This is a genomic window from Vibrio sonorensis, assembly GCF_001854765.1.
Taxonomy (GTDB): domain Bacteria; phylum Pseudomonadota; class Gammaproteobacteria; order Enterobacterales; family Vibrionaceae; genus Vibrio; species Vibrio sonorensis.
In genome coordinates, this window is sequence record NZ_LJJE01000063.1 from 381,146 (window position 1) to 397,999 (window position 16,854).

The 16,854-nt window shown below is 42.9% G+C and carries 11 protein-coding genes, 1 tRNA gene and 1 pseudogene; 7 read left to right on the forward strand and 6 right to left on the reverse strand.

The annotated features are described in order from the left end of the window. Window positions 1–110: 110 nt before the first annotated feature. Window positions 111–644 (reverse strand): GNAT family N-acetyltransferase, encoded by a 534-nt coding sequence (locus tag BLO31_RS11980; protein ID WP_070966553.1) that lies wholly within the window; start codon window positions 642–644, stop codon window positions 111–113. Between the two features lie 163 nt (window positions 645–807). On the opposite strand from BLO31_RS11980, the gene BLO31_RS11985 reads away from it, so the two are divergent. Next, window positions 808–1,926, forward strand: coding sequence for an acyl-CoA desaturase (locus tag BLO31_RS11985; RefSeq protein WP_070966556.1), 1,119 nt, complete (start codon window positions 808–810; stop codon window positions 1,924–1,926). Between the two features lie 48 nt (window positions 1,927–1,974). Here BLO31_RS11985 and BLO31_RS11990 read toward each other — a convergent pair whose 3' ends face one another. The 5 genes from BLO31_RS11990 to BLO31_RS12010 form a co-directional block, all read right to left on the reverse strand. Beyond that, the gene (locus tag BLO31_RS11990) at window positions 1,975–3,672 is read right to left on the reverse strand and encodes a protein adenylyltransferase SelO (RefSeq protein WP_070966561.1); all 1,698 of its coding nucleotides are present in this window, start codon (window positions 3,670–3,672) and stop codon (window positions 1,975–1,977) included. Between the two features lie 155 nt (window positions 3,673–3,827). Further along, window positions 3,828–3,901: transfer RNA gene (locus BLO31_RS11995), tRNA-Gly, on the reverse strand. Window positions 3,902–4,131: 230 nt separating this feature from the next. Next, window positions 4,132–5,988, reverse strand: coding sequence for an NAD nucleotidase (gene nadN, locus BLO31_RS12000; protein ID WP_070966565.1), 1,857 nt, complete (start codon window positions 5,986–5,988; stop codon window positions 4,132–4,134). Window positions 5,989–6,234: 246 nt separating this feature from the next. Further along, the gene (locus BLO31_RS12005) at window positions 6,235–7,665 is read right to left on the reverse strand and encodes a transporter substrate-binding domain-containing diguanylate cyclase (RefSeq protein WP_084659789.1); all 1,431 of its coding nucleotides are present in this window, start codon (window positions 7,663–7,665) and stop codon (window positions 6,235–6,237) included. Between the two features lie 183 nt (window positions 7,666–7,848). Beyond that, window positions 7,849–8,388 carry a DUF3332 family protein gene (locus tag BLO31_RS12010; protein ID WP_070966568.1) on the reverse strand — a complete coding sequence of 180 codons (540 nt, stop codon included), beginning with the start codon at window positions 8,386–8,388 and terminating at the stop codon, window positions 7,849–7,851. A 369-nt stretch (window positions 8,389–8,757) separates the two neighbouring features. On the opposite strand from BLO31_RS12010, the gene BLO31_RS12015 reads away from it, so the two are divergent. The 6 genes and pseudogenes from BLO31_RS12015 to BLO31_RS12040 all read left to right on the forward strand — a co-directional run bounded on the left by BLO31_RS12015 (window position 8,758) and on the right by BLO31_RS12040 (window position 16,828). Further along, window positions 8,758–9,996, forward strand: coding sequence for an L-lactate MFS transporter (locus BLO31_RS12015; RefSeq protein WP_070966695.1), 1,239 nt, complete (start codon window positions 8,758–8,760; stop codon window positions 9,994–9,996). A 58-nt stretch (window positions 9,997–10,054) separates the two neighbouring features. Continuing rightward, entirely contained in the window at window positions 10,055–11,665 is a 1,611-nt protein-coding gene (locus BLO31_RS12020) for a VRR-NUC domain-containing protein (RefSeq protein WP_070966571.1), read from the forward strand. A gap of 220 nt (window positions 11,666–11,885) precedes the next feature. Then, window positions 11,886–12,530: a response regulator transcription factor gene (locus BLO31_RS12025; RefSeq protein ID WP_245688486.1), complete on the forward strand. Its 645-nt coding sequence runs from the start codon at window positions 11,886–11,888 to the stop codon at window positions 12,528–12,530. Next, entirely contained in the window at window positions 12,527–13,867 is a 1,341-nt protein-coding gene (locus BLO31_RS12030; protein WP_070966574.1) for a HAMP domain-containing sensor histidine kinase, read from the forward strand. The genes BLO31_RS12025 and BLO31_RS12030 overlap by 4 nt, the downstream gene beginning before the upstream one ends. A gap of 125 nt (window positions 13,868–13,992) precedes the next feature. Next, window positions 13,993–15,908, forward strand: a pseudogene (locus BLO31_RS12035) (TonB-dependent receptor domain-containing protein). An 11-nt stretch (window positions 15,909–15,919) separates the two neighbouring features. Next, a complete protein-coding gene (locus tag BLO31_RS12040) occupies window positions 15,920–16,828 on the forward strand; it encodes a siderophore ABC transporter substrate-binding protein (protein ID WP_070966578.1) in 909 nt (302 codons plus the stop codon). Window positions 16,829–16,854: the final 26 nt, after the last annotated feature.

Below are 16,854 nucleotides of genomic sequence, written 5' to 3' on the forward strand. Positions count from 1 at the left end.
AAACCGTCGTTAAAATAAACATGGCAATTATAATTTAAACGACGGTTATACTGAGAATGTCCGAGAACTATCAGAGACTCTTAGAAAGGTGTATCAAAGTGTTACAGCGCTTAGTCAGTATAGCTTTCTAGTAATTTTTGGGGTGATTTCCACCCTATCACCAATTCGGGTATTTGCGAGCCACATGGCGCTTGCCATGTTTTTTCGTGCAAATTTTCACCACCAAAGTGATCATAAAACTCGTGGGCTTGTTTGTTTTCCTGCAGCACTTCTAGGTAGACGCCTTGATCGGGAAAATAGTGATTCATCCAACTTGCCATCTCATTGAGCAGCCGCTTTCCAATCCCTCTTCCGCGGTACGCCTTATCTACGTGTAACGACTCAATAATTGACCCTTTATCAATATCGTGGTTTCCAAAGCCACAGATAAATCCCATCAAAAGTCCACCCTCTTCCGCGAGCAGAACGTGCTGGTTAAAAGCAGGATTGATAAGTCTTGTTTGCCATACCACCATACGGTCTGGTAGTACGTCGTTGGTCAAGTAGTCCTCAGTGTAAATGCCCTTGTAGAAATCCTTCCAGCTCTGAGCGTGTAACTGAGCTATCCGCTCGTAATCGCTATATTCCGCTACTCTCAATTCCATTTGCAGTTCCTTATTGCACCTATACGGTATCTTATTGCAACTTCATACTATCCAAATCTATTCAAAAAGCAAAACATTCCATTCACAAATTAATAATTGCCATTTGACTTACACGTGTACGCTGATATTCTAGCGAACACTTGTAAGCTAAAAGGAACTTGTCATGTCAGAAGAATCTAAACCACCGCTTATATGGGTGAACCTTATTCTTTTTTCGAGCACATTTTTGATCAGTCTCTTTGTTGTACCTTATTACGCCATTGAGCAAAGTTTACAGACGTCTGTTATCGTTTGGACTCTGTTGTGTTTCGCTTTCTGTAATTTATCAATCACTGCGGGTTACCACCGTCTGTGGTCGCACAAAACTTACCAAGCTAACTTTGCTTTGCGTCTTATCTTTGCGCTAGGCGGGGCATTTGCGTTGCAAAATAGCATATTACATTGGAGTTCAGACCATAGAGTGCACCACAAACACGTCGACAATAACGACAAAGACCCTTACTCAGCGAAACGTGGCTTTTGGTTTTCACACATTGGTTGGATGTTAAGAGACTACAATAAAGATAACTACGCAGACTATTCTAACTGCCGTGACTTACAGAAAGATCCTATTGTCGTTTGGCAACACAAGTACTACCTCCCACTGGCATTAATCACCAATATCGGAATACCAGTAACTCTTGGTTTTATTTATCAAGACATAATAGGAATGGTGTTGTTTGTAGGTATCCTTCGTCTAGTACTTGTCCATCACACCACTTTTTTTGTTAATTCATTGGCACATATCTGGGGTAGACAAACTTACACTGACAAAAACAGCGCAAGAGACAACGGTTTTCTCGCTTTGTTTACGTTTGGGGAGGGGTATCACAACTTCCACCACATCTTTGAAAACGACTATCGAAATGGTATTCGTTGGTGGGATTACGATCCGACTAAATGGTTGATCAAAGGTTTCTCTTATGTCGGTTTAACGACAAACTTGCGCAAGACGCCTCAGATATTGATTGAAAAAGCGCGCTTAAAAATGATGCTAACCAATGCCGAGAAAAAAACTCAATCTTTTCCTCTCTTGCAAACGCAAATTCAAGATGAGTTCGAACGTATCATCAAATGCCTAGAAGACTATTATTCAGTTAAAAAACAGATGCTTGGTGCAAAGCGAACACGGCTTAAGGAAAAATATGAGTTTGACCTTCTTGTCATTAGAAAGCAGCAAATACAAGTCGAGCTAAATGCGATGATTTCTGATTGGCGTAAGCTTAGTTGTCAGGCGGTATAAACGATTTACAAGGCTACGATCGTAGCCTTTTTTTTGAGATTAAGCTCTTTAAGAAGAGCAACTATAATGGGATACGCCACCGGTGTTAAATAGTTCTAACGGCTTTAAGCGATAAAATTTTTCTTCCACTTGCTTTGAGTTCTCGCTATAAGGGTCTGCGAATACAGACTCTAGCTCCTTAATCAAACTGTAGTCTCCTTTTTCAGCTTGAGTGTAAGCTGGAACAATCAGCCACTCTCTCCAAGTATATTTGGGATTAACGCGTTTCATTGCTCGTGTTACTTCATCAACACTTTGATCAACTAAGACTGTTTTGCGCCAAATCTTTAACCATTTCTGCCACTCTTCCATAAGTTCATCACTCGGTGTAGCGTAAAAACTCTTAGTGAGCGCAGAGGCACAATTCGGCAAGTCTGACAGCTCCCTAAATAGGATTGTGTAATCTACGTGAGTTCCCATCATTAGTTTTAAAAGTTGATTAAACAGCTCTGGGTCGAACTCTTTTAGCCCCAGCTTGGAGGCCCACATTTTTACTAGCTTGCTTTGTACAACTTCCTCGAAAGAGTCATTAATACCATCTAACCTTTCGAGCGCACTTTGTTCGCCTTTTAGCAAAGGGCGAAGCGCACTGCAAAAAGACTCAAAATTTTTCTCCGCTGCGGCGGGTTGGTTAAAAAACGAAAAATGTTTTCCTCCGCCCGTCCAAGGTTGGAAATAGGGATCAAAGTGTTCGCAGAATCCAAACGGCCCATAGTCTAACGTGAATCCACCAACCGAGCAGTTATCACTATTAAAGTTCCCTTGACAAAAGCCGACCCTCATCCAGTGAGTAATAAGCGTCGCAAGTCTGTCTCTAAACGCTAAAGCCAATTCTAGAATCTGGTCTGTTTCAGAAAGATTAGGTCTAATCTCGTCTTTGTATTCACGATCGATAACGTGCCTAACAATCATTGTTAGCTCATCTAGTTCGTTTTTATTGGCTTCTGTTCTTGCTCTACGACTAAACAGTTCCAGTTGGCCGACTCTAAGAAAAGAAGAGGCAACACGAGTAGATATAGCAACCGGATTTGAAACCATAATATCCGGATTTTCCGACTGCGAGTTTTCACTGTACCAAGGCCTGTCTACCCTTTCAGTAAGGGAGGTGAACAAGCACAAAGAGCGTGAAGAAGGAATACCAAGCGCATACATGAACTCTTGTGCTAGAAATTCCCTAACGCTAGAACGCAAAACCGCACGGCCATCTGCTCCGCGGCAATATGGTGTTGGACCGCCGCCTTTTAACTGCATTTCCCAACGCTTACCGTTAAACATGCCTTCAAACACGGATATTGCTCGGCCATCACCATAGCCATTCCCCGTTTTAAAAGGGCATTGCTCGGTATATTCATTTCCATATATAGAGAGCGCATACCCCGTTGCCCAGCCTACTTGTTTTAATGGTTCGGCACATTTAGACATGTCTGCGGAAAAGAGTCGCTTAAATGCATCATCGAGAACCAATTCATCTTGGATCCCCAACTCTGAAAACAGTGCTCGGCTATGGCTTACGTAAACCGGAGATTCAATCGGCGTCGGCGCTACGGGTACATAGTGGCCCGATAACACTTGTCTAGGATAGTGATCAATTCCGTCTTCTCTTCCATCGGGATCTACCTTGAGACTTTCGATCAATGAGTAGTCAGCAACCTTTGAAAAGTCACTAAAGTTTACTATTCGCATTTCTTGTTTGTCGGTATTCCGCATAGCTGCTGTAATCGGTTAACTCTTTTCAAACAATTGTAACAGTTGTGGTACATAAACCAACAGCCAACAATTTAAAGGGCGAATAGTTATTTGGAATAGTTGAGTCGGATAAAGTAGCTAATAGCTTTGTAAAGAAGGAGCTATTTAGAAAAGATTGGAGCGTGCAGCGGGAATCGAACCCGCATCATCAGCTTGGAAGGCTGAGGTAATAGCATTATACGATGCACGCATCATCGTGGGACGAGAGTTAATATGCCATAGTGACTGAAAAAGAAAAGGATAATTTGAGTATTCGGTGACTGTGTGCGTATCTTTTGGGCACTTTGTTCAGAATCTACGCTACAAGCCTGTTGTTATTGAGAAAATCCTCACTGCCCATTTCGTCATTTGATAAAGATTAAATTGCAGTTACACAAAAAAGGCCAAGGTAAACACCTTGGCCTATGTAATCAGAAACGATTATTTTGCTTTTGGAGTGAAGGTCTGCGTACTGCGATCTTCTTCAGCTACTGGTTCAATTTTCTCACCATTTGCAGTGATCTTGCGAACGTAGTCGATAAAGGTTTCAGTGTACAGTTTAAGCGTATCTTCGTACTTAGACTTGTCCGCAGATACCTCGCCAAATGTTAGGTAACCATCTTTACCACCAGCGATGTAGTTGTTTGTTACCACTACCAGTTCTCTGTCATCACTTAGGGCAGACCATGAACCATCGCCTTTTGCTTTTACTTCAAAGTTGTGAACTCGCTCGCCAGCAGGACGGTTAAAGTCTACATCGTAACGAATACCCGCAGCGTAAGGATAAGCACCATCTGAACCTTCCGCACTTTGGTCAACAAACTCAGCGTAGGCTTTATCAACCGCCTCGTTTAGAACTTTCTTAACCTCAGCACCTGTCATGGTTAGGTTAACCATAGTGTTATTGAAAGGTAGTACCTTTGTAGCGCCAGCTACCGTAAATGAGCCTTGAGTAATGTTAGCTCGTGCGCCACCACCGTTTTGGATTGCTACGTCTGCGCGCTTAGTTTCCGCAAGGAAAGCTTGAGCGACTAAGTCTGCAACTTGAGAGCCGTGCGCATCAGTGTGTGTGTCACAACCATCCGCCCCGCTGTGCTTTTGTTGACCTGGTACACGCTCGTAACACAGAAGTTCGGTTGATTGTGCGATTTCCATATCCTTCATTGCATCAAGCTTTTCTGAATATACCGCTAGAGTTTTTTGCGTTTCTGCGTCAGGCTGAACTTGAATCAGGTTTGGTTGCGCTTCGATGTCAGCGATTACCGCTTCTAGCTCAGCTCCTTTAAGAACCTGTTTCTTGCCGTTTTCGTCTTTGCGTTTAAACTCGTTACCAATCAATAGGTGAGGTGTACCGCCACATGACGCTACTTTACCGTTACCATCAAAAGATACAGAAAGTTCACCAAGTACTTGAGTATATTGCCATGCTTGAGCAACACACACTTGATCACCGTCTTTGTTCTTAACTAATGTTGGGTATGCACCATCACTCTTAAGACCAACCGCGTCAAAGTCACCTAGTAGCGTGTGTGAGTCACCGCCGATGATGACGTCAACGTCCGTTAGCTTTTCTGCCAACTGAAGGTCGTTGGTGTACTGGTAGTGAGTTAGAAGTACAATTTTAGATACATCTTGAGCAACCAGCTTGTCGATGTATTTCTGAGCGGTTTCAACTTCATCCAAAAACTGTGTAGTTTCATCAGGATTAGATGAGTTCATCGTTTTATTAGAAATGTCGATGCCGACAATACCTATCTTGTGCTCACCGTACTGTTTTACCGTGTATGGCTTGAAGTAGTCGTTAGCAGAGTTCATTGCAAGTGGAGATACACCCTGCTTTGGAATCACGTTTGCCGCAACGACTTCTGTTGCACAGTTTCCTTCGTTTAACCAATCTAAGAATTTTGCAAGACCAGCATCACCATCATCAAATTCGTGGTTGCCCAATGCGAACGCGTCAAAGCAAGCGTGATTCATCATCGCTGCATCCGCTTCGCCCTTAAATAGCGCGTAGTACAAAGTACCTGATATAGCGTCACCCGCGTGAAGCTTAAGTACGTTTTCGTTTGCTTCGGTGCGTTGTTCAAGAGCAGTGATAAGTGCCGGGAAACCACCCACTTCAGCGTAAGTAGATTGACCAGCAAGCTTTAGCTTTTGAGAAGAAGGCTCTAGGTGAGAGTGGTGATCATTGATATGTAAGATAGTTAGGTCAAAAGGCGCGGTCTTTGACGCCTCTGTAGCGCATCCTGAAGCAACCACTGCTGACAAGAGAGCTAATGCCAATGGGCTTTTTTTCATTTTCTGTCCCTATAATTGGTGTGTTAGAAGATAGTAATTTTCCATAGCCAACAATTATAGGTAGGAAGTGAAGCTCCGTTTACACCGATATAACACTTATGTGAACGCAATCGTTTGTGTGAACCGAATCCCAACCAAAGTGTGAAGAAAACGCGTAACAATCGCTTTATAAATAGCCGCTCACTTGTAACCAACTGTTACCACACGGTGAGAACAGCAATTTTCTCCACTTAAACAAAATACCAGTTAGATTTGCGGTTCCGGCTCCCCACATTTGTTTTCACTTGCAATTACTTTTACTACTGCTCTGTCTTTGCCCAGACTCTTAGCGCTATACATTAGCTGGTCAGCGTCACTAAGGTTGATCTGGCTATTACAAGCTTTGTATATTGCGCAGCCCACACTGATTGTCACTGTTAAATCGCCACTATCAGGTAATGGGTGTTTTACCAATCGAACCGCACTGCATAAATTGTGTGCTAATTTTGTCGCTTTACGAGTCGATGCACCGTTGATCGCAATGGCAAACTCCTCTCCTCCTATACGACTAATCAAGATCTCAGGACCAAGTACACTCTTAGCCGCTTTTGCTACTGAACGAATCACACTGTCACCATAATCATGGCCATAGTTGTCATTGATTCGCTTAAAATCATCAATATCGAATACCATCACAACGATGCTCGCGCTGTTGTCTTTGAGAAGTTTAAAACTTTCGAAGAAGAATCTCCGGTTGGTAAGAGAAGTTAAAGGGTCCGTTTCAGATAAGGATTTCAGCTCAAGGTTTGCTTGTTGAAGTTGTTTGGTTCTGGCTCTAACCGTCATTCGCAACATCAAAATATAGCTTATCGCTACAAAGGCACTGAGCAAGATAACGACTGGCCATAGGTAATCCGGATACACCGTGTTGATATACATCCACTTGCTAAAGATACGATGTTTCTCTTGATCAGTGACCTGCGCCATGCCGTATCTAATCAGACTTTGTAAGTCGCTATTCCCTTCTGCGACCGCGGGTCTAAGTTTTCCGGAATACAGATGTCGGACTCCAATAAACTGTGAAGGATCGGTGTCGGAATAGAGGAAAAAATTAGCGACTTGTAGATCAGCAACGAAGGCTTGTATGTTACCGGCGAAGGCATCCATAATCATATCTTCGTTGTTTGGATAGGTAGTGACCTCAACCTCTGGAAACTGGGTTCTAACAAACTCTTCTTCATAGCCGCCGCGAACAACGCCAACCGGATAGTGATGTTGTCCTTCCAGAAAAAGATTTACATCGCTCCCCATAAGATTTCGGCTAAAAAAGAGCTGGGTGTCTATCGTCATAAACTGGTCACTGTAGTCGAGAAACCTGTCTCGACTTTCGGACCACAATAGTCCAGCGTGTACATCCGCTCTACCGTCTTTTACGGCAAGTAACGAATCATTCCAATCCGTCAAATAAAACTCAACATCAATCCTATTTACTTCGGCATACCTCGACCAAAGGTCAATAAGAATACCCGACGGTTTCCCGCTTTCATCTATGTATGAAAAGGGTTTCCACGCCTTAGAGTTTGTGACGATGAGCGTTTCTTTTTCTGTGGCAGTTGCCGTTCCTAACCCAAATAAGAGTATCAGTATACAAATCAGCTTTCGCACGACCTTCCCTCGCTGAAAGTGAGACGCATCCATGCGCCTTTTCTATTTATCACCCTATTTATACATTGATGACGATTAAAGTATCACTACAATTGATTGATTATGATCGAATTAGTTGAGGTGGATCTCACCTCAGGGGTAAGGCCGTGAAATCGAACGAGAACCACTTTTTGTTAATTGTGTAGTCTATACAAAAGTATTCGACCAAAGAGTGACTTAGGCACGAGTTGTCTTTACGTAGTTCACTAGATCTTGATTCGCTACGCTGGTAATAAACTCGTCGTTCAAGTAAAAGTCCACATTGCCGTGATTTTTTACACCTTTAAGACTTTTTACTTCTCCGGAGTTCATCGTCAAGCGCATTTCAAGTTCATTTAAAGCTGTTTGATGAACTTCAGCTTTTTTGTAGTTGGAGTTCGACGCTAACGGAACTTCAGTCAACGAGCTATCTAGCTTGTCGTTAACTTCGATATAGTTTTTTGTTGGGGTATCAACAACAGCGGGAGACTTGCCAGAAATAGGGTTGGTACCAGTCCAGAACTCGATAGCGTTTACGATAAACAAATCAGCTGCGCCAGCGATACCATACGCGGGTGACAGCAAGATAAACATGCCTTCTCTAGCGTAGCGATTGTCGACAACCTCTAAGTTAAATTTGCTTACCATACCAGTGGTTGCCATTTGTCCCATGCAGCCCGTTAATGATGTGATCCCCATAGCGGTAATCATGGCTATTGTTATCGATTTATATTTCATTGTTTCTACCTCATATTAAGACGGCAAGACTATATTTTCCCTTGTTACAATTTGAAACACTTCGCATGACAAATTTACTTAAATTTAACTAAGTCAATTTTTTGTGTGTATTTTCGAGCAAATGAAAACAACAGCTTCAACCCCCGTTAAACAAATATCAATCACAGTAATTTGATTACCTCCAAGCGCGGATCTACCGACCTTGCGCAACACTAAAAATACAGTTAATTAACATTTCAGGTTATTTGTACAAAATAGGTAAAAAAGAGATTCCAATCACATATTTATTGGTTATAATTCGCGCCCGTTACGATTTGTGTTGATAAACGCAAACAAATTTTGAGTTTTTCGTTACCTAGAGTAAAAATGATGAGCAAAATTGATAAAGCAATGCGCATCCTGTTAGCAGGTTTTTGTATTAACCTCTGTTTAGGCATCCTGTATGCGTGGAGTGTCTTTAACAAAGCGTTAGTCACCGACTTTGGTTGGAGTGCCGCCGACGCTTCCTCACCTTACGCCATTGCAACAATTACCTTCTCTGTCTGCCTTTTGGTTGCTGGCATCCTTCAAGACCGTATGGGTCCACGCAAGATCCTTATTCTAGGTACAACACTAACTGGTCTAGGCATGATTGCTTCAGGCTTCGTATCCTCTGTCCTAATGCTCAACATTACTTTTGGTGTAATCACCGGTGCTGGCATTGGTTTTGGTTATGCTTGCCTTTCACCATCGGCGATGAAATGGTTCCACAGCTCGAAGAAAGGACTTGTAAATGGTCTAATCGCAGCTGGTTTTGGATTGGCTGCTATATACCTTGCGCCTTTAACCTCAATGCTGATCACTCAAATGGGCATTAATACAAGTTTTATGATTTTGGGTGTAGGCGTACTTGTTATTGCAGTACCGTTAGCATGTACCATTACTAACCCACCAGCGGGTTACCAGCCAGAAGCTCCTAAAGTCAAAGCAGGAAAACCAGTTAAAGCAATTGCACCGTCTTGTGACATGACCTGGAGAGCAATGCTAAAAACGCCTCAATTTTATTCACTTTGGGTTATGTATGCGTTCGCCGCTTCAGTTGGTTTGATGATCATTGGTAACATCACCAACATTGCGAGCGTACAAGCAAACTTGCCAAATGCTGTTTACTTAGCGTCGATTCTAGCCGTGTTTAACTCAGGTGGTCGTGTTGCTGCAGGCATCCTGTCTGACAAAATCGGTGGTGTAAAAACGCTCCTACTCGCGTTCATTCTGCAAGGCGCTAACATGGCTCTGTTCGTTACTTTCCAAACCGAGTTCACTCTAATAATCGGTACAGCAGTTGCCGCACTAGGTTACGGAACTCTTCTTGCCGTATTCCCTTCTATCACTGCTGAATACTACGGCCTCAAGAACTACGGTACTAACTACGGTGTACTCTACACCTCTTGGGGGATTGGTGGTGCAATCGGTGCAGCAGTTGTAGGTTACTCTATGACGCAAGGCAGCGGTTATGGTCTCGCTTACACTATCTCGGGTGCGATGATGGCCGTATGTATTGTCCTAGCACTTGTAACTAAACCAGTAACACAAACGGAAAGTGAAGCGCTTTCAACCGTTAAAGCATAAGCTTCCTAAATTTCAGAAAAAGGCTTAACCTAGGTTAAGCCTTTTTTTTGTTTCCGATATGACTACTGTAACTTTACCAAGCGACTATTATTTAACCAACTTTAACAAACTTCGACTTCACGCGACTTCTTATTACAGTGACCTATTGTCTGAAGACGAAAAGTTATGGTTAAGTAGATTTGAGAATCTCGAAACAACGGCTCAATGCTTGCTTGTTCGATTGCTAACTCGCAAAGGGAAATGGTTTAGGAGCGATAAGTTAAACTATGTCGAAATTCCTGCAACCGATAAAGTACTGTCACAACTGCAAAAAGAAGGGTTTGTCGAATTAAACCCACAAATTGATCACGCCTCAATTGCAGAGTCTTTGTTAACAAAAAACGAAGTTGGCTTGCTGTTTCCTAATCTAGATAAAAAACTTCGCAAACCTCAACTCGTTGAAGCTATCGCAAATGATTCACTTACTCCATTATCCGAATACCCTTTTGATATTGTCTATTTGCAATCAAGTCGTTATCTAAAGCTGCTCAGTACGCTTTTTTTTGCCAACACTCGACAAGACCTCACTCAATTCGTTCTCTCTGATATTGGAATGCACAACTTTGAGCAGTACGAACTCAGCAAGGAACTGCGATTTTTCAAAACAAGAAACCAGATAGACGCATTGATCAAGATATTCGATATTTGGGAAAGCTTTGAAGCAAATAAGAAAGTTGAAAAAATTCAAGTTATCCAGTGGCTTTCGTCTATACCTAAACAAGTAAAACACAACTACGTAGACGCTAAGTTACAGACTTTAACTTGTGCTTTGGCACGCCAACTTGAAAGAATTGGTGATATTGAAACTGCATTACTCTGGTTTAGGAAGACACCAGCCCTACCAAGCCGTGAGCGTCAGGTCAGAATACTTGAAAAACTCAAACGCTACCAAGAGATGGGGGCTATGGTTGCAAAGATGCTATCTCATCCCATCAACAAGGGAGAATACGAAGTCGCGTTAAAACTCCATGACCGATTCAGACGTGTAAATGGTGAAAAGGTTCAGCGCAGAGAAAAGCCCAAGCACGAAAGTGTTCTGTTAAAGTTGGACATCGAAACGCAACGAGTAGAGTTAGCAGTAGCCGAACACTATAATCGATTAGGCTATCAGGTTTACTACACTGAGAATTCACTTCTCAACGGCCTTATGGTGCTAACTTTATGGCCCGCGATATTCGCTCCAATTGAAGGCGCATTTGTTAACTCTTATCAAGCTGCGCCAAAAGATCTCTATCAACCGAGCTTTGTCTCATCGCGAGCCGACCTGATAGAAAAAGAACTTAGCGACCTGCTTAAATACGGTTTAAAGCATCTATTGGATCGTTATCGTCGCAAAGCTGGTATAGAGAACCCCTTCTTACACTGGAAATACCTTCCACTTGAATGTGTAGAAAACGCAGTGAATAACATCTCACCTCAACTACTCGTCGATCTAATTAGAATTCAGTTAAGTGATCTAAAGCTATACCGCTCCGGAATGCCAGATCTGATTGCATTCAAAGGGCAACAGTTTAAATGGATCGAGGTAAAAGGTCCGGGTGATACACTTCAAGACAATCAAATACGTTGGTTTCACCATTTCAACGAACTAGGTATCGATTACTGTGTTGCATGGGTCAACGCTGAATAAGTCATCAAACCCTTCGCCTAGCTGCGATAAATAGATAAATATGTCGGTATTTCATATTGAAAGTCTAACCTTATTAATGATAATGGGAATAATTATCACTATATGGCTAACTCATGTTTAACGACGCCAACCAGTTTTACTTTAACGAGTATCAAAGTTCAAACTCTGAAAAACAGCCTCATATTCTGTTAGTAGAAGATGATTCCACCTTAACGAGCAATTGAGCCAGTTGCTAGAGAGCCAAAGCTATAAGGTCTCCGCACTGAAAGATGGAGACGCGGCGCTAACCGCTATTCAAAATCAACTGTTCGATCTGATCGTGTTAGATGTCGACCTACCCGGCGTAGATGGATTCAGCATTCTAAGTGCCGTTAGAAGCAAAACAAAAACCCCAGTGATTATGTTAACTGCGTATGGTGCCGAAGAACATCGTATAAGAGGCTTGCGTTCGGGCGCTGACGACTACGTTACAAAGCCTTGCAGCTTTACCGAACTTTCGCTTCGCATTGAAGCCGTTTTGCGCAGAACAGATCCTCAATCACACCCTAGTCAATTAAAAACCTATAGGTATGAAGAGATCGAACTCGATCGCTCTGAGCACAAAGTAGTGTTGCATCTAGCAAATCGGCACTCAACAATTGAAATGACACCGATTCAGTTCCAATTGCTTTGGACCTTAGCGACAAATCACGGGTTTACTCAGTCAAAACCCTTTCTGTATCAGACCGTATTGCAGAGAGAATTTAGTCCTTATGACCGAAGTCTTGATATGCATATGAGCAGAGTTCGAAAGCGTTTAATCGCAGAAGGCCTTGATCCACTCCGCATTCAAACCGTTCACGGAAAAGGGTATCTCTTAAAATGACTAAAACTCTCTTTTGGCGACTGTTTGTCATTGTCGCACTTGGCGGGGTAATTTTTATCTCGTTACTGCACAGTGCTACGCTACTATCAAACAAAAAAATGAGCTTTTTAGCACAAGAGCATCAACAAGAAATCTTGGATTGGGGAAAAACCGCACAAGCCTATGTTGACAATGATGACCTTGACGGTCTGCATACTTGGATAGAAGAGCTCTCTGAAACTGAGCAAACTTGGATAACGGTCGTCCAATCTAAAATAGATGTGGTCGCCGGAAATCAGCTCAACGCTAGGTTTTGGCACGGTTATGGTATTGGCCGTGACGTTAGTTGGAAAATACATCTCTATTTTAAAGAGAACCCAATAATGGAAGTAAGGCTTGCTCCGTCAGACCTGCACTTCCTTGTTCACCTACCCGATAGAATGCGCCCCGGCACCTATATGCCTCATGCGTTTTGGTTATTTAGGGTTGTCATTCCCTTTATCGCCCTACTCGCACTTACAATCTATATTTATCGCTACGTAATGAAGCCTTTGAAACAGTTTCAAAATGTCACTCAATCTTTTAGTCAAGGAAATTACGGTGAGAGGATCGGAGATAAACTCTCTGTAAACAACACCGAGATACATCACGTCGCACAAACATTCGACAATATGGCAGAACGCATAGAATCGGTTATCGAGTACAACCGAAACTTAATCGCCGAGATGTCCCATGAGATACGTACGCCCATTACCCGAATTGAGATGTCATTAGATTGCATTGACAACGATATTGATAGGGACACAATGAGTCAACGCATACGCGGTGAAGTTGCCCAAATGCGTGCGATTGCTGAAGACACATTAACCCTTGCATGGCTCGAAAATGAACGCCCAAATTTGAAAATAGAATCTATTGATTTAATCGAGTTACTCGATGCCATCATTGAAGATGCGCGTTTTGAATATCCCGACCGCAGAATCGAAACGGACATGCCAGAATCACTTTTGCTTCAAGCTTCTAACCAGAGAGCGCTAGCTCAAGCCATAGAAAATATTATAAGAAATGGCCTGCGCTACACGCCACAAGGCAAAGAACTGACTGTTCAGGTCGTTCAAAGCAAAGACAGCGCAACGCTTAAGATTATAGACAGTGGGCCGGGTCTAAACGACATCTTATGCGAGAAGATTTTTAACCCGTTTTTCAAAGCCCATTCGTCCAAAAGTCAACGTGGCGGATACGGTGTTGGATTAGCCCTCGCCAGACGTCATATAGAATCGGTAAGCGGAAGCGTAGAGGCGTTAAATGTGCCTTCGAAAGGACTCTGTTTTACCATAGTCCTACCCACTCATCATTAAGGCTCGTCAGAGCCTTTTTTAGGTTCATCAGCTGATTTGTAACAGATGTAAAATTGATTGTTTAGATAGTAGATCCCCTTAATATTCACGTCCGATAATAATTCTCATTAACATCGGAGTGTTCAATGAAACTCAACTTCAATTTTAAGCTCAGTCCTATCACCTTGGCGTTGGCGATAGCCATACCGTCGGCCCAAGCGGCACAAGTATTGGAGGAAGTAGTGGTAACTGCATCGCCAATAGTAGGAGACGATTCGCGTGTAACAGCCGAAGAGCTTGAAACTTCTCAAGCACAAGATCTAAATGACATTTTTAGAGGACAAGCCGAGGTCGCCGTTGGCGGCTCAAAAAGTATTTCGCAAAAAATCTATGTTCGCGGTTTTGAAGATACCCTTTTAAATGTCTCTATCGACGGCGCGGATCAATCCGCCAATCTCTTCCACCATCAGGGTAGATTGTCTATCGAACCAGAAATAATCAAACAAGTGGATGTAAGTGCAGGTGCCGGCCGAGCGACTGATGGTCCCGGAGCGTTAGCGGGTTCGGTGAAGTTTGTAACTAAAGACGCTCATGACCTTTTGAAATCAGGCGAGCAATTTGGCGCGTCGGTAAAAGCGGGTTACTACACCAATAACGATGGCTTTAAAACATCCGCCAGCTTATACGGTGAAATAACTGAGGGTTTAGGTATCCTAGCCCATTACACACAACTAAACACGGATGAAATTGTCGATGGCAATGGCTCGGAGCACCCATATTCAGACGTAGAGCAACATGCTGGTCTTGTTAAGTTATCGGGAAATCTAAACGCAAAGCACTACTTATCACTTAGCTATGATTTTCGCAACGATGATGGCGAAAGATTAAACCGCCCTCACTTCCATCCAAGCTTTAAAAATGAACCACTAATGCAAGAAGCAGACAGAGGTACATTCGTCGCCAACCACAAGCTGTCTCATAGTGAGCTAATCAATTTAGACACTCGCTTGTATAGTACGACAAGTCATATGGCGCAGCTAAACCACAAAAAGTGGGGAACCAGTGAAGGTACCCAAGATACACTAGGTGCTAAGTTTAGTAATACCAGTCATTTTGTCGATCAGAGTCTAGAGTACGGTTTTGATTATCGACAAGACAAAGGTAAGTTAGAGTCTAGTATGGACAAAACCCATCAAGAAAAAGGGACGGTTTACGGCCTATTCCTTCAAGATGACTGGCAGCTAACTGATTCATTTGTCGCTACATTCGGTGCCCGCTACGACTGGTATGAGCTAAATGACGACCTTGGCCAAGAGTTTAAATCCAATGGCTTTAGCCCTAACGTCGCTTTAACTGGCAAGCTAACGATTACGTAAACCTGTTTGCAAGTTACGCCGAAGCAATTCGAGGTCAGCAGGTAAAAGAACTGTTTGTGCTGGGTCACCACAAAAATGATCCCAACCGCAAAGAAGAAGAAACCAAAAACATCGAGTTTGGTACCCTATTCGAATACGGTGTTTTCTACGGACAAATAACTTTCTTTAACACCAAAATTGAAGATGTGGTTTTCAAAGATTCGACATTAACTAATGTTGGTGAGCTGGTCTCCAAAGGCTTAACAGGACATCTTGGAATCAATTGGGATTCTCTTGCAGCAAGACTGAGTTATAGCCAATCAAGACCAGAGTTAAACGGAGTGCCTCTTTCAGATCAAAACTGGTCATTGGGTACAACGGTTGGGGATAGATGGGTGTTGACCCTTGATTACGATGCTACCGAAAGCGTAAGACTAGGATGGACTTCTACCCTTGTAGAACGCATGACCCAAGTCTCTGACCCGACGAAATACCCTGAAAAGCCGGGGTATGGCGTCCACGATTTATATGCCCTTTGGCAACCGATTCAGGGGGAAGATCTAAAACTCACTCTTTCGGTTAAAAACCTATTCGACAGATACTACTTTGACCATGCATCATACAACTATTTCATCGGTAGCAAAGTGGCACAAGGAAACGCTAACGCTGGTCGTGACTTTAGATTCAACGTCAGCTACGCATTTTAAGGAGAACCTTTGTGAAAAAAAAATGGTTGAGCAACTTGGTTCTGCCGTTATTAGTAGCGCTGCTTAGCGCTACTAGTTCTGCAAACCAAATAACAGTAACACACTCGCTTGGTACGACGACGTTAGACAAAACACCTACCCGGATCGTTGTACTTGGGATGGACAGTCTCGACGTTTTAGATCGCCTTGGCATAGAGCCAATCGGCGTCGTTAAATCACCGATGCCAGCGTATTTGTCTAAGTATCAGGATTCAAAATACACACCAGTAGGGTCACTTTTTGAACCTGATTTTGAGGCCATTTACAACCTAAAACCCGACTTGATTATTGTCAGTAATCGAAGCTCAACCTCCTTTGAAGAGCTTGAAAAAATAGCGCCCTCGGTGTTGTTTATATCTGATTGGTACAACTATTGGGAAACAACCCAAGACGCGTGGCGCATGCTTGGAAAAATCTTTTCTAAACAAGAGCAAATAGAACAACACATCTCTGCTATTTCTTCTGAGATTGAAACTATTCGTTCAAAAACAAAGGGGCAAAAAGCGTTAACTGTCCTTCAAAGTGGCGGGAAAATTTCTACTTTCGGGGCCAAATCTCGTTACAGCTCGATTTACAAGCTATTCGGATTCTCCGAAGCAGTCGACTCGGTAGACGCCACTCGTCACGGGCAACTGATAAGCTATGAGTTTATTGCTGAAACTAACCCAGACTATCTATTAGTGTTAGATAGAGACCGCGCTATAGGACGTTCAGATTCCATCAACAGAGAGGAGTTTGATAACCCCCTTATCAACCCATTGCCCGTTTACAAAAACGATCGAATAGGTTTCCTTACTCCAGCTGCGTGGTATATATCCTCTAGTGGGATTACCGCAACCGAACTGATGGTAAGCGATATTAACCGCGCACTAAGTAACTAATCTAAAGCCCCACATGGGGCTTTTTC